Below are 19736 nucleotides of genomic sequence, written 5' to 3' on the forward strand. Positions count from 1 at the left end.
GCCCGATCCGGTGAGCGACGATGTCTGAGGAGCCCGATGTGAACGACCAGCCCAACGCCACCTGGCCGCTGTCCTACGACGAGGCCGGGCGGGGTGGCGAACCGCTGATGCTCGTGCACGGGTTCACCGGCGGTCGGGCCGACTTTTCCGAGTGGATCGATCCGCTGGCCGCCATGGGCCGCCACGTCGTCGTGCCCGACCTGCGAGGTCACGGCACCAGCGGTGGACCGGCCGGTGCCGACCGCTACGGCCTCGATGCCTTCGCCGCCGACGTCCTCGGGCTGGCCGACCTGCTCGGCTGGAACCGCTTTGGGCTGCTCGGCCACTCGATGGGCGGCATGGTGGCCCAGCGGATGGCGATCGGGGCTCAGGATCGGCTGACCAGCCTGGTGCTGATGGACACCCACCATGGGGCGGTCGGCGGCATGGATCCCGGCCTGGTCGATCTGGCGATCGAGGTGGCGCTCACCGAGGGCATGGAGGCGCTGGCGACTGCCATGGATCAGCTGGGCGGGTCCCCGCTCGAGACCGAACCGGCCCGACGCCTGCGCCTTGAGCGCCCGGACATTGCGGCGATCGACCGGGCGAAGCTGGTTGCCAGCCATCCGGACATGTACGCCTCGATGGCCCGCCAGCTGATCGGTGCCACCGACCGACTCGACCAGCTGACCGCCGTGTCGGTCCCGACGCTGGTGATCGTCGGCGAGCACGACCTGCCCTTCCTCCCCGCCAGCCGGGCGATGGCCGCCGCCATCCCCGGGGCGCGGCTGGTCGAGGTGGCAAACGCCGGCCATTCGCCCCAGCGGGAGGCACCCGACGCCTGGTGGCGGGCGCTGTCGGAGTTTCTGAACGGCTCCTAGAGCGCCGGGGTCGGCTGGGCGAAAAGGGCGCCGACACACCCCGGTGGCTAGCCTCGCAGGCTTCCATGCAGGCCATCTCTACCCCCCTCGTCGAACCGGCGCTCGTTCTCGCGCTCCTGTTTGTGTTGGTGCTCGTCGCTCCGCTGGCCGCCCGTGCGGTCCGGATGCCGTCGATCATCGGGTTGATCGTCGCCGGCATCGTGATCGGGCCGTCGGCGCTCGGCCTGCTCGAGCGGGAGGGCACCGTCGAGGTGTTGGGCAACGCCGGTCTGCTGTATCTGATGTTTCAGGCCGGCCTGGAGCTTGACCTGGAGGAGTTTCGGGAGCGGCGCACCCAGGCGCTCACGTTCGGTGCGCTGACGTTTGCCATCCCCTTCGGCGTCGCCATCCCCGTCAACCTGGCCCTCGGGTTTACGACGACCGCCGCCATCCTGCTGGCGCTCAGCTGGGCGCCCCACACCCTGCTGGCCTACCCGGTGGTTCAGCGGCTCGGGCTGACCAAGGCCCGCTCGGTGGCCATCACCGTCGGGGCCACCATCGTCACCGACACGGCCGCACTGATGACGCTCGAGATCCTGATCGAATCGCACGAAGGCCGGCTGAGCCCCGGGTTTGTCTTGAAGCTGATCCCCACCGCCGGCGCGGTCGTGGCGTTCATCGTCGCCGGACTTCCGTGGCTGGGCCGACAGTTCTTTGCCAGCGTCGGCCAGGACCGTTCGGTTCGTTTCCTGTTCATCATGGCAGCGATGTTTCTCTCGGCCGGACTTGCCGAACTGGCCGGACTCGAGCCGATCATCGGGGCGTTCCTGGCCGGTTTGTCGCTCAATCGGCTGGTCTCCGAAGGGTCCGAGCTGAGCAATCGCATCGAGTTCTTCGGCTCGGCGTTCTTTATCCCGGTCTTCCTGATCTCGGTCGGCATGCTCGTCAACCTCGGCGTGGTGGTGAGCGATCCCAGCATCCTCGTGCGGGCCGGCGTCTTCTCGTTGGTGGCGGTCGGCACCAAGGTGATCGCCGCCTTCATCGCTGGAAAGATATTTGGATACAGCGGCACGGAGATCGGGGTGATGGCCTCCCTGTCGACGGCGCGCGCCGCCGCCACGCTGGCCGCTGCCTTCGTCGGGTTGAGCGTCGGCCTGATCTCGGAGATCACCGTCAACACCGTCGTGCTCGTCATCCTGGTGACCAGCCTGGTGTCGTCGCTGCTCGCAACCCGCTTCGGCACGCAGTTGCCCCCGCCGGAAGAGCGGCGCCGGGCCCCGGCCGAGAAGGTGCTGGTGCCGATCGGCGACCCCGAACGCTCCGGAGCCCTGCTGCGGCTGGCCGGCATGCTGGCTGCGCCGGACACCGGCACGGTCGTGCCGGTGTCGGTGCTCGACCTCGAGGCCACCCAGGCCGAGGTGACCGCTAGGCGCAACGAGCTGGCCGAGGCCGAACGGTTGGTGTTGGGGGAGGGGGCCGAAGCCACCTCGGTGGTCCGCCTCGACCTCACCCCGTCGACCGGCATGCTGCACGCCTCGGTCGAGCAGGCGGCCACGTCGCTGCTCGTCGGCTGGAAGGGCTTCGCCAACCGCAACGGATCGGCATTCGGACAACGCGTCGATGCCCTGCTGGCCGCCAGCCCGGTACCGGTGATCGTCGCCCGGCTGGGCCCGGCGGAGAACTGCAAGCGCGTTGTGCTCGCCGTCTCCGACCACGACCTGACGCCCGCCGGCGGACCGGGCATGGACCTGGCCGTGTTGATCGCCCGCCGTCTGGCGAAGGCCCACCGGGCCGAACTTCACATCCTGGTGCCACGCGAGCAGGTGACGCACGAGCGCCTGGGTCTCGAGAACGACCAGGGAACGCTCAAGGTGGAACGCCGCCGCTTGGCGGCGGCACTGCGCGACCTGACGACGCCCGGCGACATGGTGGTGGTCACCCAGCCGCGGGTCGAGCCGGGCCTCGGTGGCGAGGTGCCGCGCCTGGCGCGTGCCCTGGTCGACCGGTCGCTGCTGGTGATCGCACCCCGTTAGGGCCGTCGCCTCCGGGCCCGCAACCAGCGTGGTCACGGTAGGGTCCCGGTCATGGCCAACGAACGCCCTGTCGGACTCTCGACCGGTGGTCCACCCGAGACCGTGATGCCCACGCCGCCAGAATCGCTGCTCAGCGCCCTGGCCGCCGCGACGACGCGCGATGACGTGGCCTCGGCGGTCGGCCGCTTCCCGACGTGGTCGCTGGCCTGGGCAGCGCTTGGCGACGTCGGGCGCGACGACCTCGAGCGCTACGCCGCCTACCGGGTGGGCTACCACCGCGGCCTCGACCTGCTCCGCCAATCCGGCTGGCGCGGTTCGGGCTACGTCCGCTGGGACCACCCGTCCAACCGGGGGTTTCTGCGCTGTCTGGTCGGACTATCGGTCGCCGCCGAGGCGATCGACGAACGCGACGAGGTGGACCGCCTCGACACGTTCATCGCTCAGCTCGACCCGGCCTGGGATCGAAACACGACCACCGAGGGGGAAGCGCTCACATGACCGAGGCTCATACCGACACGGACCATGCCGCTACCGACGAGACGGATCCGGACGCGACCAACACCGACGTGGGGACATTCCCCGCGGTGGGCACGGCGGTTGACCAGCTGCTCGACACGATGCGCACCGAGCGCGCCGACGACCTCGACTGGCGGGGTGGCAAGGCGTTCAGCCTGGTGTACAACGCCGACGATCCGGAACTGGAACGGCTGCAGCACGACGTCGCCGAAATGTTCCTGCACGAGAACGCCCTCAACCCGTTTCGCTATCGCACCCTGTTGCACATGGAGGGCGACATCGTCGCCTGGGCGAGCAACCTGTTCGGCGCTCCGGAGGGGGCGGGATCGATCAGCTCCGGCGGCACGGAGAGCATTTTTCTGGCCGTGCAGGTCGCGCGCGACGAGGCTCGGGCCCGGGGCAACCTGGCCCCCACGATCCTGACGCCCGAAACCGCCCACCCGGCGTTTGCCAAGGCGTGTTCGTACCTCGATGTCGAGCGCATCTCCATCCCGCTGCGCGCCGACCTGCGCGCCGACCCGGCGGCGTTCGCGGCGGCGCTCGACGAGCGCACGATCATGTTGGTCGGTTCGTCGCCCTGTTACCCCTACGGCGTGATCGACCCGATCCCCGAGATCGCCGGCATCGCAGCCCAGGCCGGCATCCTGTGCCACGTCGACGCCTGCCTGGGCGGCTGGTTGCTGCCGTTCTGGGCCTCGATCGGCCGGAAGGTCCCCCCGTTCGACCTGACGGTGCCGGGCGTCACGTCGCTGTCCGCCGACATCCACAAGTACGGCTACGCCTACAAGGGCGCCTCGGTGATCCTGTACTCGTCGCCGGAGTATGTCGACCGTCAGACGTTCATGTTCGACGACTGGCCGGGCGGCCTGTACGCCTCGCGCACCACGGCCGGCACACGCCCGGGCGGGCCGATCGCCGGGGCGTGGGCCACGATCGCCCACCTGGGACGTGACGGCTACGAGCGTCAGGCGAGGCGGGTGGCAGCGGCCACCGACGGGTTTCGGGCGGCGGTCGACGCGGTCGACGGTCTTCAGGTGACCGGGGACCCGGACATGTCGGTCTTCGAGATCTCCACCCCGGAGGGCAGTGGCGTCGACCTCGAAGGGGTCTCCGACGAGATGGACGCCCGCGACTGGGCCCTTGACCGTCAACAGGGTGGGCTGCACGTGATGTTGTCGCCCGGCCACGACCGGGTGATCGACGAGTTTGCCGCCGACCTGGCCGCTTCGGTGGCCGCCGGGCGCACCGGCGCAGGTGCCGAGGCGGTGTACGGCTCGGTAGTCTGAGTCCCACTGCCCCCCGGCGAGCGGTTCGACCGCCCCGGAGCCGACGACGAAGAAGGCCTGTGATGAGCGACGTTCCCCAGATTTCGATTGAACACCTGATCACCGACCTCGAGCAGGGGGTGCCACTGATCGACGTGCGGGAACGCGACGAGTACGAAGAGGCCCGCGTTCCGGGCGCCCAGCTGATGCCACTGGTCGAGTTGCCCGAGCGCCTGGGTGCGATCCCGACCGGTGAGCCGATCGACCTGATCTGTCGCAGCGGCAACCGCAGCCAGCGGGCCGCCGAGTTCCTCATCGGTCAGGGGTACCTGCCCCGCAACGTCGCCGGCGGCACCGATGCCTGGATCGGCGCCGGGTACCGCGTGGACACCGGGTCCCAGAGTGCATAGACGGACCGCCCGGAGCGGTAGCGATCATCTCGATCCTCCGGATTGGGAACTGATCACCACCCAGGACGCCTTTGGTGAGTTGCTCGACGAGTGGATGGGCGTCGAGCGTTACGCGCTCGACACCGAGTTTCATCGCGAGGGCACCTATCACCCCCGGGTGGCGCTCGTGCAGGTGGCATGGCCCGGACGGCTGGCGCTGATCGACCCCCTCGAGGTCGACCTGGCGCCGATGGTCGAGGTGCTCAACAGCGACATCTGTGCGGTGATGCATGCCGCCCGCCAGGACCTGGAGATCCTCTACCGCGTGTGCGGGCAGGTACCCAACGTGCTCTTCGACACCCAGACGGCGTCGAACTTCGTCGGCTTCTCCAACCCGTCGCTCGGCACGCTGTCCGAACGCCTGACCGGCAAGAAGGTGCCCAAGGGCGACCGCCTCACCGACTGGATGCGGCGCCCACTTCAGCCCACCCAGCTGAGCTATGCGGCCGCCGACGTGCGCGATCTACTGAGTATCGCGGACCGGCTGAGCGAGGAACTCCAGCGCCGGGGCCGTGTGGCCTGGGCCGCCGACGCCATCGAAGCAGAGCGATGTGACGCCTGGACCACCCGTGACCCCGACGTGGCGTGGACGCGCATCAAAGAGGTGCGCCACCTGAGGGGTCAGGCCCTGGCGACCGCCCAGGCGCTGGCCAAGTGGCGTGAGGAGGCGGCCTCGTCCGACGACGTGCCCACCCGCAACCTGCTCTCGGACCTCGGCCTGGTCGGTCTGGCCCAGACCCGGCCGACCGAGGTGAAGAAGGCGCGCGCCGTGCGAGGCGTCGACGGTCGCAACCTGCGCGGCGGTCGGGCGGAGGAGGCGCTGGCGGTCATCGCCGAGTCCCAGGGCCGGGCGCCGGTCGACGCCACGGCGGTGAAGTCGCCCGACGTGCCTCAGGAGCTGCGCTCGGCGATCAACCTGGTGACCACCTGGGTGAAGCAGGTCGCCCGTGATCTCGACCTCGACCCGTCGACGATCGCCACCCGCGGTGATGTCGAGATGCTGTTGGCGCCGGGGCCGGACGGCCCGCTCGGCACCGGCTGGCGTGCCGAGCTGGTCGGCGACCCCATACGCGACCTGGTGTCCGGCCGGGCCGCCCTGGCCTTTCAGCCCGGCTCGGGTCTGGTGTTGGAGCCCCGAGCCGAACGCGCCGGCTGACCGCGCCCGGGCGAATCGTCGAATCGATTCTCAGGGACTAAGCTGACGAATCTTGGAATCGAACCCGTAGCGGCGCCGCGACGTGCGGCTCCGCTGTGACCGCCGCACTACTACCCCGTGGAGCGTGACCCGTGAAAAAGGGTCGTCATCGTCGTTTCGAAGAGGCACGTGCCCTCAAACGAAGCTCTGATATCGATATCGAAGCCGTCTTCTCGGTGCCCAAAGGGCCCTGCGACGAATGCGGAGCCGAACCGGAGGACAGCCACGCCAGTTGGTGCATGGCCGAGGAAGCGCTCGAAGAAGAGTACAGCTGAGGGCCGGTTCAGGAGCGGGCATGGTTGCCGCCGGCACCGCACGGGAGTGGTTTTCGCTCGCTGACGACGAGGGAACGTGGCTGTTCGACATCACGTTTCTCGCCAGCGCGTGGCACTGCATCTGGGGCGAGGGCTGCCCCGGCATCGAGCCCGAACCCGACGTGGCCGCGGCCATTGGCTGCTGCACTCACGGTGCCCACTTCGCCGACGACGGCGACCGCCGACGGGTGAGCGAAGCGGTCGAACGGCTGGGACCGACCCAGTGGCAGCTTCGACCGGCCGACCGGCGGCGCTCGCCCTTCCTCCGCGGTGAGGACGGCTGGACGACCCGCGTCGTCGACGGCGCCTGCATCTTCCTGAACCGCCCCGGTGATCCCTCCGTGCCGGCGGGCTGTGCGCTGCACGCCGCCGCCGTGGCGGCGGGGGAGCGGCCCCTCGACTGGAAACCGGAGGTGTGCTGGCAGTTGCCGTTGCGCCTCGAGCACCACACCGACGAGAGTGGCGACGCCCTGCACACGCTGCGCGACTGGCGGCGGCGCGATTGGGGCGAGGGCGGCGAGGAGTTCGGGTGGTGGTGCACCGAGGAGCCGGCCGCGTTCAGCGGCCCCAGCGCCGTCTACGAGTCGTTGGCCGATGAGATCGCCGAGCTGGTCGGTCCGCAGCGCTACCGCACCCTCGCCGACTATCTCGATCGCCGCCGCACGCCGAACGCCGATGCCGCGACGCCCGTGATGCTGTCGCACCCGGCGGTGCGTCCTGGAGCCGAGGCGTCGGCGTGAGCGGCGAGTTCGACGAACTTCGCGGCCGCCTGGAAGCGATCTCCGAGGAGCTGGCCGACCTGGCGATCGCCCGGCTGCGCGACTCGATCGATGCGGGCGGTAGCGAGCTGCCGATCGACGAACGGCGCCTGACGCGGGCTCGTCGGGCGGTCGAGAAGGCAGCCGGTCTGCTGCGGGAACCCGACGACTTCTAGCCCCTCAGATCTCCACCTGCACGCCGAGCTCGATCGTCTGCTCCGGCGGCAGCTTGAAGAAGGCATCGGCGGTCGTGGCGTTGCGCAGCATGACGACGAACAGGTGCTCACGCCACTGGGCCATGCCGGGCCGATCGGTCACCCGCAGCGTCTCCCGGCCGAGCACGTAGCTGGCGTTGGTGAAGTCGAGTCCGGTGAGCTCGGTGCCCCCTCGGGCCAGCTCGGCGGGCACGTCGACATCGTCGGTGAAGCCCAGGTTGATCTTCAGCTGCCAGAGACCGTTGGCCAGCCGATCAGCGGTGAGCCGCTCCTCCTCGGGCACGTGGGGCCGACTGTGTACCTCGACCGCCAGGACACAGACGTGCTCGGGGAGCACCCGTGCGTGGCGGAGGTGTGACGACAACGACTGGGGCACGACGTCGGGGTTGGAGCCCAGATACAGCCCGACGCCCGGGCCCCGCTGCGGCGCCTTCTCGCCAAGCTTGGCGGCGAAGTCGGTGATCGGCAGCGCCTGATCGGCCAGCCGTGCGGCGGTGAGCGCCCGCCCGGTGTGCCAGGTGGTGAGGACCAACAGCAGCACGGCGCCGATCGTGATCGGGATCCAGCCGCCCTTGGGGATCTTCGGGATGTTGGCCCCGAGGAATGCCAGGTCGATCGTCAAGAAGAGGGCGGTGAGCGCCACCGTTGGCCACTTGGACCAGCCGAAGCGGTCGCGCGCCACCCGGTAGAAGAGGATCGTCGTGATGAACATCGTCGACGTCACCGCGATGCCGTAGGCGGCGGCCAGGTTGGCGGAGCTGCGGAAGATGAGCACCAGGGCGACGCAGGCGACCAGCAACGCCCAGTTGACGACGCCGATGTAGATCTGGCCTTCTGCCTCGTCCGAGGTGTGGGTGATGCGGACTCGCGGCAGGTAGCCCAGCTGCACCGCCTGGCGGGTGAGGCTGAAGGCGCCGGAGATCAATGCCTGGCTGGCGATGACCGTCGCCATCGTGGCCAGGATGACCAGGGGCCACAGGGCCCAGCGGGGAGCCATCCGGTAGAAGGGGTTGTCGATGCGGTCGGGGTGGACCAGCAGCATGGCGCCCTGCCCGAAGTAACAGAGGACCAGCCCGGGCAGCACGATGCGGTACCAGGCTTTGCGGATCGGCGAGGCGCCGAAGTGACCCATGTCGGCATAGAGCGCCTCGGCACCGGTGACGACGAGGAACACCGACCCGAGGGCGATGAAGCCCCGGGTTCCGTTGTTGATGAGGAAGTTGAGCCCGTACCAGGGGTTGATCGCCTTGAGCACGCTCAGCTCCTCGACGATGTGGGACAGGCCGAGCGCGCCGATCACGATGAACCACAGCAGCATCACCGGGCCGAAGATCCGCCCGACCGCAGCGGTGCCCCGGCGCTGGACGCTGAAGAGCCCGACGAGGATGATGATCGCCAGCGGGACGACCAGCGGCGCCATCGACTCGGTGACCACGCTGGTGCCCTCGACGGCCGACAGCACCGAGATAGCGGGGGTGATGATGCCGTCCCCGTACAACAGCGCTGCGCCGAACAGCCCGATCACGATCAGCAGTGCTGCCCGTTGGCCCACGTTGACCGCAGACCCCTTCGGTCGGAGCAGCGCTGTGAGAGCGAGGATGCCCCCTTCGCCATGGTTGTCCGCCTTCAGGACGAACGTCAGGTACTTCAACGACACGATCAGCAGCACGGCCCACAACACGAGCGAGAGGACGCCGAGGATGTTGGCCTCGGTGATCGGGGGCGGCGTGTGCCCGGCACCTTCGAAGGTTTCCCGGAGGGCGTACAGCGGGCTGGTGCCGATGTCGCCGAAGACGACGCCGAGCGCGCCGAGCGTCACCGCCCCTTGTGCCAGGTGTGGTTGTTGTGCAGCGGTTTTGGTCACGGACAACTTCGAAGCAGCGGGCACCAACAGGCGGGTGCCGAGAGCGAAATACTAACCCCAGCCCCCGACGCGACGGCGCACTCGGAGCATCAGCGGCGACTCGGTCGGGGCAGCCCAGCGGCGATCGCCAAGGTCGATCGGCTGAGCAGCGCCCACACCTTCACCTCGCGGTGCACGAGGTTGAGCGCGTTGAGCGCGATCACACCGAGCAGAAACGAACCGATCGAGATGCGTCGGCCCTTGACGTTGAAGGTGCGCGTGACGGCCCACCGGCATGGCCGGGGGGGCCACCGGGATGCAGCGACGACGGCGTCGATGTCGCTGCTGCCGACGGCGGCGTCGGGCTGGGCGGTCACGCTGTCCTGGTGGACCCGGTAGTGCATCAGCAGCTCGCCCAGGTTGTCCACCTTGGCCCCCGATCGGCTGATCGCCAGCCACAGGGCCAGGTCCTCGGCATCGGGCCACTCCGACGGATAGGTGAGCTCCCCGGTGCGGCGCCGATCGATCATCACGGTGGGGTGGGCGATCGGGTTGCCGAAGTAGAATGACGCCGCCACCAGATCGGGGCCGGTGGCGAAGCGGCGCGACCCGACGGTGACCCCTGAGGAGTCGATGTAGTCGTGGGCGGTGCCGATCACGGCGATGTCCCGGTGGGTCCTCAGATAGTGGACCTGGTGATCGAAGCGCCGGGGATCGGCGATGTCGTCGGCGTCCATGCGGGCCAGGTACCGGCCGCGGGCGGTCCCGATGGCCAGGTTGAGGGCGGCGACCAGCCCGACCGGTCCCGCATCGATGACCCGAAGGCGGTCGTCGTGGGTGGCCCGGTCGCGCAACACGCTCAGCGAGCCGTCGGTCGACCCGTTTTCGACGGCGATCACCTCCAGGTCGCCCAGGGTCTGGCTCAGCACGCTGTCGAGCGCCTCGGCGAGGAAGGCGCCACCGTTGTGCACCGGCAACAACACGCTGATCAGCGGAGCAGGCCCGGTCGCAGGGTGCGCGGCGTCGTCGGTCATCGTCGCCCCGAGGCCGAAGCCGGGTCCCCGCCCGGCCGTCCGCCGCGTCGGTGTCTGCCGTGGCGGGCGCTGGCAAGCTCGGTGATCTGGCGCACCAACTCGCGGTTTGCCGGGTCAGCGGCGGGGGCGTCATCGGTTGGGCCGTTGTGGACGGCCGTTTCCGGCCCCCACACCCGGTTGCGAATCGATGCCGGAAACACCATCGTTCGCCAGGCTCCGGTGGCGACGATCTCGGTCAGCTGGTCGAAGCTCCGGGCGACGCGTTCGCTGACCAGGTCGTCGTAGTCAAACATGAACGTCCCGCTGGACAAGCGGCGATAGCGGTCGAGGTCGAAGGGGTAAAAGATGACCGGAAGACCGATCAGGGCGGCGTCGAACATCACCGAGGAATAGTCGGTGATCACGCCGTCCACGTCGCCGAGGATGGCCCCCAGCTCCTCATCGTTGGCCACCAGCGAGATGCTGGCGCTGCGCCGGGGCAGCGCCAGCCGGTCGTAGAGGTGGCCCTTGATCAGCAGTTGGGTGTCGCTCGCAGCCAGAGCGGCCTCCAGCTGTTCGAGGTGGGGCAGTGCCTCGTTGAGCTGGAAGCCCCCCTCACGCCAGGTCGGGGCGTACAACAGCACGGCGGGCCCGTCCCCCGCGGCGGTTCGCCGGCGCTGCGCAGCAACGGTCGCCGGCCCGAGCCGGGGTGGGCGGCCGATGACGACGCTGCGGGCCCGGGCGCCGAAGGCCCGCCTCATCGTGTCGGCCACCTCCTCCGAGGTGGCGAGCACCACGTCGTTGGGCACGGTTCGTGCCAGGTACACCGTGGCGGCTCGAAGCCGGTCGATGGGCGTCCGTGGGTGGTAGACGCGCGACGCCGAGCCCACCGTGACCAAGTCCTCGATCTGCTTGAGCGGCACCCCGTGGTACAGGTTGACGCCGACCGCACCGCCGGTGAGCGCCAGGTTGATGTCGGAGACGTCGAAGGCGTACACGGCCACCCCGGCCCGCAGAACCTCCCAGGATCCGCGCAGGCTGCGCCTCAACCGGGCGGGCCGGCCGTCGGCCACGATCCGGTCGACCGTCGCCGGCGACCCGGAGATCCAGGTGGCCCGCACCGGCGTGTCGGGGCCCTCTGACTGGGGTGCCACGCCCCGGTCGACCAGGTACTCGAACAGATACCGGGGGTTGTCGACGTAGGCGTCGCCCCGGCTGCCGAACACCCAGCGGTTCGGGTCGCGCGGCATGAGGGCGACGAGCGAGCGCACGACCCGCTGGACCAACCCGGTGAGGACCCGCCCGGCCGGGGCAAGTGCGTTGCGCACGCTCATGTCGACCCTCGGCCCCGGGCCGCGCACGCGATCCTCATTCGGGCCAGCGTAGTTGCCCCGGTAGCGTGGTCCGATGCCCGAACGCCGAGCGACGATCGCGCCCAGCACCGATGCCGACGGGGTGCAGCGCCTCGACCTGGCCGACGGTCGGAGGCTCGCCTACGAGCTGGTCGGGCCCACGGCCCGGAACGAAAACGACTCCGGTGAAGGCGCCGTTTCCAGTGACCCGGCGGCCCCGGTGGTGCTCGTCGTGCACGGCACGCCCGACAGCCGACTGGCGACGCCCCCCGACCCTGCGGTGCCCGGCGTGTGCCAGGTGCTCATCGACCGCCCGGGTTTCGGGGACAGCGACGTCGACCCGGGGGCCACTCTGGCGTCGGTCGCCGATGACCTCGCTGAGCTGTGCGGGCACCTCGGCGTGGAACAGGTCGGGGTGATGGCCTGGTCGGCGGGGGCGCTGTTCGGGCTGACGCTGGCCGCTCGCCATTCGGCGCTCGTGTCCCGGTTGGTGTTGGCCGCTCCGCTCGCTCCGGCCGAGTCCTGGCCGGTGGCCGCCCCGGATCGTTTCGGCTTCGACGAGGCTGACGTCGCCGACATTGCGCCCTTGCTCGTCCCCCCCGATGTCGACCTCGACCTGGCGATCACCATCGCGTTGGGCGACGAAGCACCGCACCGCACCGAGGTGGAGGCGGTGCCGGGCGCGGCGCAGCGGTTGGGTGAATCGGTGCTCGCCTCGGTCCGCTCGGGAACGGTGGGCCTGGAACGCGACCTGGCCGCCCAGCTGACGACCCCCGACCTTGCAGCGGTGGTGGCACCCTGCCACCTGGTGCTCGGCGAGGCCGACGCCGTCTGCCCCCCGGCGATGGGCGCCTGGCTCGCCGAGGGCCTCGTCTCCGCCGACGTCACTGTCGAAACGTTGCCCGGCGCCGGCCATGCGTTCCCCCTGGTGCGCTGGGCCGAGCTGATCACGGCGGCCGCCGGCCTCTGAGAGACTGTGATGATGATGCTCAACGCGTTCGGCCGGGATCGCTCGCTGGGGCTGGCGGTGGCCTCGGTGCGCGACTATCGGGAGGCGGCCCGACGTCGGCTGCCCCGCCAGATGTTCGACTACATCGACGGTGGCGCCTACGAGGAGGCGACCCTGGCGGCCAACACCGCCGATCTGGAGGCGATCTCGCTGCGACAGCGGGTGATGCGCGACGTCTCGAACCGGTCGATGGGCACGACCGTGCTGGGCGAGCGCCTCGAGTTGCCGGTGATCCTGGCGCCGGTTGGGCTGGCCGGCATGTTCGCCGCCCGCGCCGAGGTGCAGGCGGCCAGGGCGGCCGAACGAGCCGGGGTGAGCTTTGTCGAGTCGACCGTCTCGATCTGTTCGGTCGAGGAGGTGGCCCAGGCGACCGAACGGCCCCCGTGGTTCCAGCTCTACGTCATGCGCGACCGCTCGTACGCCGAGGCGCTGATGGCACGGGCCCAGGCGGTCGGGTGTCGGGTGCTGGTGCTCACCGCCGACCTGGCGGTGGTCGGCGCCCGTTACCGCGATACCCGCAACGGCCTGGGTGGCGATATCTCGGCCCTGGGCAAGGCGGTGCGGGGCATCGACCGGGTGCGTCACCTGCGCTGGGTGCGCGACGTCGGCCTCGGCGGCCGACCGCACACGTTTGGCAACCTCACCGACGCGGTGCCGGGCGCCACCTCGCCCGACGACTTTCGGACCTGGGTGGACGCCCAGTTCGATCCGTCGGTCACCTGGGACGACCTGGCCTGGGTGCGCGCCCACTGGGACGGGCCGATCGTGCTCAAGGGCATCCTCGATCCCGAGGACGCCCGGGCGGCCGCCGACGCCGGGGTGGAGGCGGTGGTCGTGTCCAACCACGGCGGTCGCCAGCTCGACGCCGTGCCCTCGACGGCGGCCGCATTGCCGGCGGTGGCCGAGGCGGTCGGCGATCGGGTGGAGGTCCTGGTCGACGGCGGGGTCCGCAGCGGCCTCGACGTGCTGAAGATGATGTCGCTGGGCGCCAGGGCCTGCCTGGTCGGCCGCCCGTGGGCGTGGGCGGTCGCCGTCGACGGCGAGGCCGGCGTGACCCACCTGCTCGAGATCCTGCGCGATGAGCTGGCGGTGGCGATGGGCCTCACCGGAACCGACGACGTGGCCAAGCTGGGGGCGGACCACCTGTTGTAGGGCGACCTCGGGCGGCCCGACGAGGATGCGGGTGGGTCCGAATTGCTCGGTGCCGAGCGTCGACCTGGTGATTACACGCCGGCTGGGGCGCGCCGGGGGTCGACCGTGCCGTAGAGCGTCGAACGCTGCCGAACGCTGCGGTCGAGCGAGCCGGCGATGGCTGCGAAGTCGGCCTCGGTGGCCATCGTCCCGTGCTCGGCGCCGGCGGCCCGCGAGATGTTCTCGTCCATCAGCGTGCCGCCCAGGTCGTTCACCCCGGCCTGAAGCAACTGGCGCGCCCCGCCGAGGCCCAGCTTCACCCAGGAGGCCTGGATGTTGTCGATGAGACCCCGATAGGCGAGCCGACCGACCGCGTGCATCAACACGACCTCGCGCCAGGTGGGTCCCCGGCGGGATTGCCGCTGCAGGTAGATCGGGCTGGCCATGTGCACGAAGGGCAGGGGCACGAACTCGGTAAAGCCCCCGGTCTCGGCCTGAAGCTCACGGGTGCGGATGAGGTGGCGGGCCCAGTGCCGGGGGTGCTCGACCGACCCGAACATGATCGTGACATTGGACCGCAGCCCGACGCGGTGGGCTACCCGGTGGGCCTCCAGCCACTCCTCGGTGTCGATCTTGTCGGGGCAGAGCACCGCCCGAACCTCGTCGTCGAGAATCTCGGCGGCGGTGCCGGGCAGCGAGGCCAGGCCGGCCTCGGCCAGGCGTCGCAGGTAGCTCTCGAGGTCCTCGTCGAGGCGCTTGGCCCCCTCGGTCACCTCGAGCGCGGTGAACCCGTGGACGTGCATGTCGGGCACGGCCTCCTTGACCGCCCGCGCCACGTCCAGGTAGTAGTCGCCGTCGAACTTGGGGTGGATGCCGCCCTGGAGCGTCACCTCGGTGGCCCCGAGGTTCCAGCCCTCTGCGGCCCGCTCGGCGATGTCGTCGAGGGTGAGCAGGTAGGGGGTGCCCCTCAGGTTGAGCGACAGTGGGCCCTTGGAGAAGCCACAGAACTTGCACTTGAACGTGCACACGTTGGTGTAGTTGATGTTGCGGTTGACCACGTAGGTCACCTCGGGGCCGGCCACCGCGGCGCGCAGCCGGTCGGCGGCGTCGGCGACCGCCGCCACCTCGGGCCCTCGGGCGCCAAACAGGGTGACGATCCGGTCCTCGTCCAGCGCCTCGCCGGCCTCGAACGCCGCCAGCGTCTCGGCGACCGCGCCGCCTCGGTTGGGCGTGCCGGCCGAGGGCGGGTCGAGCCGCTCCGGGACGAGCACCGGGGGCTCGATGGGGACGCCCGAGTACCACTGGGTGGAGTCGATGCCGATCAGTTCCACCTCGGCGCCGTCGGCCACCTGGGCGGCCGCCCGCTCCTTGATCCGCTCGGGAAAGACCGAGCCCGGATCGTCGCGGGCCAGGCCCTCGGCATCGGAGCGGTCGAGCACGGCGAAGCGCAGCGCCGGGTCCAACCAACGCTCGGGCCGGGTGGCCCAGGCGGGGTGCACGGTCAGGCGGGGCGCCAGGGTAAACCCGGCGGCCTCGGTCACCTCGAACAGCCGATCACGATCGGGCCAGGGTCGCTCCGGGTTGACGTGATCGGCGGTGATCGGCGAGACGCCGCCCCAGTCGGAGACGCCCGCCGCCAGCAGGTGGCCGAAGTCGTCGGACAGGTTGGGAGGCGCCTGGATGGCCACGTCGTCGGGCAGGATCAACCGGGCGAGCGCGATCGCCTCCAGGTAGGCGTCGTCGGGGCACGGCTCCGAGCGCCACATGGCGGTGCCGTCCTTGGGCAGGAAGTTCTGGACGATCACCTCCTGCACGTGGCGGTGACGGTGATGCGATTCGGCGATGGCAACGAGTGCGTTAACCCGGTCGGCGCGGGTTTCGCCGATACCGACGAGGATGCCGGTGGTGAAAGGGATCGCCAGCTCGCCAGCCCAGTCCAGGGTGGCCAGACGCCGGGCCGGCACCTTGTCGGGCGAGCCCCGATGGGCATCGAGGTCGTCGCGCAGGCTCTCGATCATCATGCCCTGCGAGGGCGACACCCGGCGCAGGGCCTGGAGCTCCTCGGGAAACAGCGCCCCGGCGTTGGCGTGGGGCAGCAGGCCCGTCTCGTTCAGCACGGCCTGGGCGGCCTCGACGACGTAGTGCACGGTCGACTCGTAGCCATGGTCGTCCAGCCAGCGTCGCGCCGCCGGGTAGCGCAGCTCGGGGCGTTCGCCCAGCGTGAACAGGGCCTCGTGACACCCGGCCTCGGCCCCGGCGGCGGCGATGGCGAGCACGGTGTCCAGATCGAGGTAGGGGTGGTCGAGCCGGGCCGGCGGTTGGGCGAAGGTGCAATACCCACAGCGATCCGCGCACAACATCGTCAACGGGATGAACACCTTGGGGGAGAACGTCACCCGGTTGCCAAACGCACGGTCTCGCCGGGCGACGGCCCGCTCGGTCAGCTCGGACAGCGGCAGGTCGAGCAGCGCCTGGGCTTCGAGCGCCGAAGGGGGGAGTGCCATGCCGGCGACCATATCCCGCCCACCCCCGATCCCCGAGGTCACGACGGCTCCTCGTGCCTCGCCCGATTGTCTCCCGCCGGTTTGTCCAGCGCCGGCGCTGCATCCGGAGGTTCGTCCCCGACCGGGCCCGCGTCGTCGTGCTCCTGGGGCACCACGACGTAGAGGGGACGCGCCTTCACCTCCTCGACGATGCGCCCGACGTATTCGCCGATTACCCCGAGAAACATCATCTGCAACCCCCCGAGGCCGAGGACGACCAGCAGCACGGTGGTCTGTCCGGACAGAAAAGGCGAACCCAACGCTCGGGCGACGATCACGATCGGAACGGCGACCAGCGCGGCGGTGGCGACCAGGAAGCCGACCAGGGTGGCCAGCTGGAGGGGAACGAAGGAGAACGACGTGACCGCGTTGATCGCCAGGCGCACCATGCGACCCATCGAGTACTTGGTCGTCCCCGCGTACCGGGCCGAACGGTCGTACGCCACACCGACCTGTCGAAAACCGGCCCAGGCGACCATGCCCCGCACGAAGCGGTGCCGCTCGCGCATCGAGGTGAGCACCTCGACCACCTGGCGGTCCAACAGGCGGTAATCCCCGGCGTCGAGCTGGATGTCGAGGTCGGTCAGGCGCCGGATGCCCCGGTAAAACCACTTGGCGGTGGCGACCTTGAAGCGGCTCTCGCCCCGGCGTTCGTTGCGGACGGCGTGCACGACCTGGGCGCCGAGGCGCCACTGGGTGACCAGCTCGGCGATCAGCTCGGGTGGGTCCTGGAGATCGGAGTCGATGATGACCACCGCGTCGCCGCCGGAGCGATCCAGCCCGGCGGTGATCGCCACCTGATGGCCGAAGTTGCGCGACAGGGTGACGACGCCGACCCGCGGGTCGGCGTCGACGAGCGCCGCCAGCTCGGCGTCCGAGCCGTCGGTCGAACCGTCGTCGACGTAGACGACCTCGCAGCGGTCGGGTGAGATGTCGTCCAGGTGGTCCAGGGCGGCGATCAGCCGCCGATGAAATTCGCCAATCGCTGCGGCCTCGTCAAACACCGGTGCGACCACCGACAACACGGGACGGCGGGCCGGCGGCGCGTGTGCGGTACATCCGGGTGTCTCAGCCATCATCGCCGCCCTTCTCCGCTCGATCCTTGTCCGCAGCCAGGCCGTCCGCTTCGCTCACGGCCGAGGCCGGTCCCGTCCCGCGACGCCGTCGGACGACGGGGAGCCCGAAGCGTGCGAGCAGGAAGACCAGGGTGATCGCAACGCCCAGCCGGTCCGCCCAGGACCGCCGAAACGTCGCTTCGACGATGTGGCCGCCGGCGTCGGGCAGCCGAGCGGTGAGGAACCCGCCGCGCTCATTGGCTGTGATCGCTGTGCCGTCGATGCTCAGGTGCCACTTGGGGAAGGCGGGCAGGCCGGTCACCAACTCCTCGGCGCCCTCGGTGCGCCACCGCACCCGTTCGGGACTCCAGGCGAGCAGCTCGGTGCGCTGGTCGTTCAACGGTGCGGCCAGCGTGACGTCGTCGATGTGTTCGAGCACGGTCAACTCGCCGTCGACCAGAACGGGGCGCCACCCCGGCTGCTCGGCGTAGGCGGCCAGGGTGCTTGTGCGGCCGACCAAGTGCGTCACGCCGTCACGAATTAACAGCGGCTCGGCCTGGCGCGGGTCGATCGAGGCCAACCGATACTGGAGGAACGTGTCGACCGGACTGATCGTCTCGCCGCCGAACCCGTTCAACGTGGCCGACTCGGAGTCCATCGCCAGCCACAGCTCGGGGTGGACCGGGCCGAAGCTGGTGTCGAAGCCTCGCTCGTGCACCCAGGCGAAGCGTCCCTCGGGCGGAACCGAGTCGGCCAGCACCCGCCCGGCCGCCTGCAGCTCGGGTCGGGGCGGCACCGCCCGATGGGCATACCCGGACGCGGGCACGAGAGCGGGCATGACGACGACGATCAGGCCCAACGCCGCCGGCAACGCCATGGCGACCCGGTCGCTTCTGCGGGCGACCAAACGGTCGGCAACCACCCCGATGGGGAGGATCCACAGCAGCGCCGCATACCCGGTGCCCCGGTTGACCATCAGCAATCCGGTGTCGCCGGGCAGCACGTGATACATCGCGTACAGCAGGACCAGCAGCGCCGGCCCGGCGGCGACGACCGCAACCCGCCAGCGCCCCAGCCGTGAGAGCGCCTCGGATCCGACGATCAGCCAGATCGCACAGGCTGCCAGCGCCGCCAGGGTGAGCGCGACCACCACCTGGGACGCCCACAACCGGGTGCGCAGCAACCGCTGCACCTCCTCACCGAAGGGCGGGGTTCTCCACGTGGCGGTCGACGGACGGGGGCCGGGGTTCTCCGCCAGGGGCAGCAGCCACCAGGCGCCGAAGCCGGCGGCCAGAACGCCGGCCAGGGCCAACCGGTAGGCGGCGAAGAGCCCGTCGCTCGGCGGTCTCCGGACCCGGTCGCGGACGGGCGTCGCCCAGTGGCACAGCATCATCACGGCGAAGGCGGCCAGGGTGACCAGCGCCGAGGTCAGGTGGGTGACCGTCACCCCCATCGCCGCAACCGCCGCCAAGGTGACCCAACGGCGGTCGGGAGACTCGACGACCTGCACGAGGGCGCCAAGGGTGACGAGGACGAGTGGGACGGCCAGCTGATGGGGGATGAGGCCCAGATCGAACGTGCCCGCCAACCCGGTGCCGAAGGGGACCGAAACGCACAGGGAGGCGACGCCGACGACCGACGCGCCGACCCGCCCCAGCCGGAGGCCCCGGGCGAAAAAGTAGGCCGCCGGAGCGGTGGCGACATAGCCCAGGGCGCCCACCCACGCCACCAGGGTTGGGTGATCGACGGTGCCGAACGTGAACAGCCGCAGCGCCGACGCGACCAGCGCCGAGCCGGGGCCGTAGAGCAAGAACTGTTCCGAACCCATCGAAAAGGTGGGGGCCCACCCATCGAGGTGACCGCGCCCGAAGATCTCGCTGAACGCGAACAGGTTCTTGGCCACGTGGTAGGGCGCATCGTCGCCCTCGGGCAGACCGCCGCCCAGCACCCCTCGGACGAGGATCAGTCCGACGACGACCCCGATCCCCGGGCCGATCAGGCGCAACCAGCCCGGCGAGGACGAACGGGCAGGCTCCACACCGGTGGTCGGGTCGGTCGGAGTGCGCCACCGGTCGATCCGAGCGCCGAGGCGGACGAGGCCGCCCGGGATCGCCTCGACGCGCGGGCCGGTCGCGTTGGTCCCGGTGGTCTCGGTGTGCACGGTGTGCACGGTGTGCACGGTGTGCACGGTGTGCACGGTGTGCAC

At 70.3% G+C, this 19736-nt stretch carries 16 protein-coding genes and 1 pseudogene; 11 read left to right on the forward strand and 6 right to left on the reverse strand.

The window, feature by feature from the left end:
• Positions 1-20: 20 nt before the first annotated feature.
• From PKD89_RS15800 to PKD89_RS15840, 9 genes are all read left to right on the forward strand, one after another.
• Positions 21-860, forward strand: a complete 840-nt coding sequence (locus tag PKD89_RS15800; RefSeq protein ID WP_289010372.1) for an alpha/beta fold hydrolase — start codon at positions 21-23, stop codon at positions 858-860.
• Between the two features lie 65 nt (positions 861-925).
• Positions 926-2872 (forward strand): cation:proton antiporter, encoded by a 1947-nt coding sequence (locus tag PKD89_RS15805; RefSeq protein WP_289010371.1) that lies wholly within the window; start codon positions 926-928, stop codon positions 2870-2872.
• Between the two features lie 51 nt (positions 2873-2923).
• A complete protein-coding gene (locus PKD89_RS15810; protein WP_324332532.1) occupies positions 2924-3370 on the forward strand; it encodes a DUF3151 family protein in 447 nt (148 codons plus the stop codon).
• The gene (locus tag PKD89_RS15815) at positions 3367-4674 is read left to right on the forward strand and encodes a pyridoxal phosphate-dependent decarboxylase family protein (protein WP_287377941.1); all 1308 of its coding nucleotides are present in this window, start codon (positions 3367-3369) and stop codon (positions 4672-4674) included. Before PKD89_RS15810 ends, PKD89_RS15815 begins: the two co-directional genes overlap by 4 nt.
• Positions 4675-4736: 62 nt before the next feature.
• Positions 4737-5063, forward strand: coding sequence for a rhodanese-like domain-containing protein (locus PKD89_RS15820; RefSeq protein WP_287377943.1), 327 nt, complete (start codon positions 4737-4739; stop codon positions 5061-5063).
• Positions 5056-6258, forward strand: a complete 1203-nt coding sequence (locus tag PKD89_RS15825; RefSeq protein ID WP_287377946.1) for a ribonuclease D — start codon at positions 5056-5058, stop codon at positions 6256-6258. The genes PKD89_RS15820 and PKD89_RS15825 overlap by 8 nt, the downstream gene beginning before the upstream one ends.
• 131 nt (positions 6259-6389) lie before the next feature.
• Positions 6390-6572 carry a hypothetical protein gene (locus PKD89_RS15830; RefSeq protein ID WP_287377948.1) on the forward strand — a complete coding sequence of 61 codons (183 nt, stop codon included), beginning with the start codon at positions 6390-6392 and terminating at the stop codon, positions 6570-6572.
• Positions 6573-6592: 20 nt separating this feature from the next.
• Complete coding sequence (locus tag PKD89_RS15835; protein WP_289010369.1) at positions 6593-7351, forward strand: hypothetical protein; 759 nt, start codon at positions 6593-6595, stop codon at positions 7349-7351.
• A complete protein-coding gene (locus PKD89_RS15840) occupies positions 7348-7545 on the forward strand; it encodes a hypothetical protein (protein WP_287377953.1) in 198 nt (65 codons plus the stop codon). The genes PKD89_RS15835 and PKD89_RS15840 overlap by 4 nt, the downstream gene beginning before the upstream one ends.
• Positions 7546-7549: 4 nt before the next feature.
• Here PKD89_RS15840 and PKD89_RS15845 read toward each other — a convergent pair whose 3' ends face one another.
• The 3 genes from PKD89_RS15845 to PKD89_RS15855 form a co-directional block, all read right to left on the reverse strand.
• On the reverse strand, positions 7550-9448 hold the full coding sequence (locus PKD89_RS15845) for a potassium transporter Kup (RefSeq protein ID WP_287377956.1): 1899 nt from the start codon (positions 9446-9448) through the stop codon (positions 7550-7552).
• Between the two features lie 89 nt (positions 9449-9537).
• On the reverse strand, positions 9538-10461 hold the full coding sequence (locus PKD89_RS15850; RefSeq protein ID WP_289010368.1) for a glycosyltransferase family 2 protein: 924 nt from the start codon (positions 10459-10461) through the stop codon (positions 9538-9540).
• Positions 10458-11774, reverse strand: coding sequence for a CDP-glycerol glycerophosphotransferase family protein (locus PKD89_RS15855; protein ID WP_289010367.1), 1317 nt, complete (start codon positions 11772-11774; stop codon positions 10458-10460). The genes PKD89_RS15850 and PKD89_RS15855 overlap by 4 nt, the downstream gene beginning before the upstream one ends.
• Positions 11775-11847: 73 nt before the next feature.
• Here PKD89_RS15855 and PKD89_RS15860 point away from each other — a divergent pair, with 73 nt between their 5' ends.
• Entirely contained in the window at positions 11848-12762 is a 915-nt protein-coding gene (locus PKD89_RS15860) for an alpha/beta fold hydrolase (protein ID WP_289010366.1), read from the forward strand.
• Between the two features lie 51 nt (positions 12763-12813).
• Entirely contained in the window at positions 12814-13953 is a 1140-nt protein-coding gene (locus tag PKD89_RS15865; RefSeq protein WP_349257366.1) for an L-lactate dehydrogenase, read from the forward strand.
• Between the two features lie 71 nt (positions 13954-14024).
• Here the strand turns inward: PKD89_RS15865 and cofH are convergent, their stop codons facing one another.
• The 3 genes and pseudogenes from cofH to PKD89_RS15880 form a co-directional block, all read right to left on the reverse strand.
• On the reverse strand, positions 14025-16436 hold the full coding sequence (cofH, locus tag PKD89_RS15870; protein ID WP_289010365.1) for a 5-amino-6-(D-ribitylamino)uracil--L-tyrosine 4-hydroxyphenyl transferase CofH: 2412 nt from the start codon (positions 16434-16436) through the stop codon (positions 14025-14027).
• Between the two features lie 38 nt (positions 16437-16474).
• Positions 16475-17491 (reverse strand): glycosyltransferase family 2 protein, encoded by a 1017-nt coding sequence (locus tag PKD89_RS15875; protein WP_287377973.1) that lies wholly within the window; start codon positions 17489-17491, stop codon positions 16475-16477.
• A gap of 52 nt (positions 17492-17543) precedes the next feature.
• Positions 17544-19736 (reverse strand): annotated as a pseudogene (locus PKD89_RS15880) (hypothetical protein); the annotation flags it as partial.

The sequence above is a fragment of the Candidatus Neomicrothrix sp. genome (assembly GCF_035329545.1).
Taxonomy (GTDB): Bacteria; Actinomycetota; Acidimicrobiia; order Acidimicrobiales; family Microtrichaceae; genus Microthrix; species Microthrix subdominans.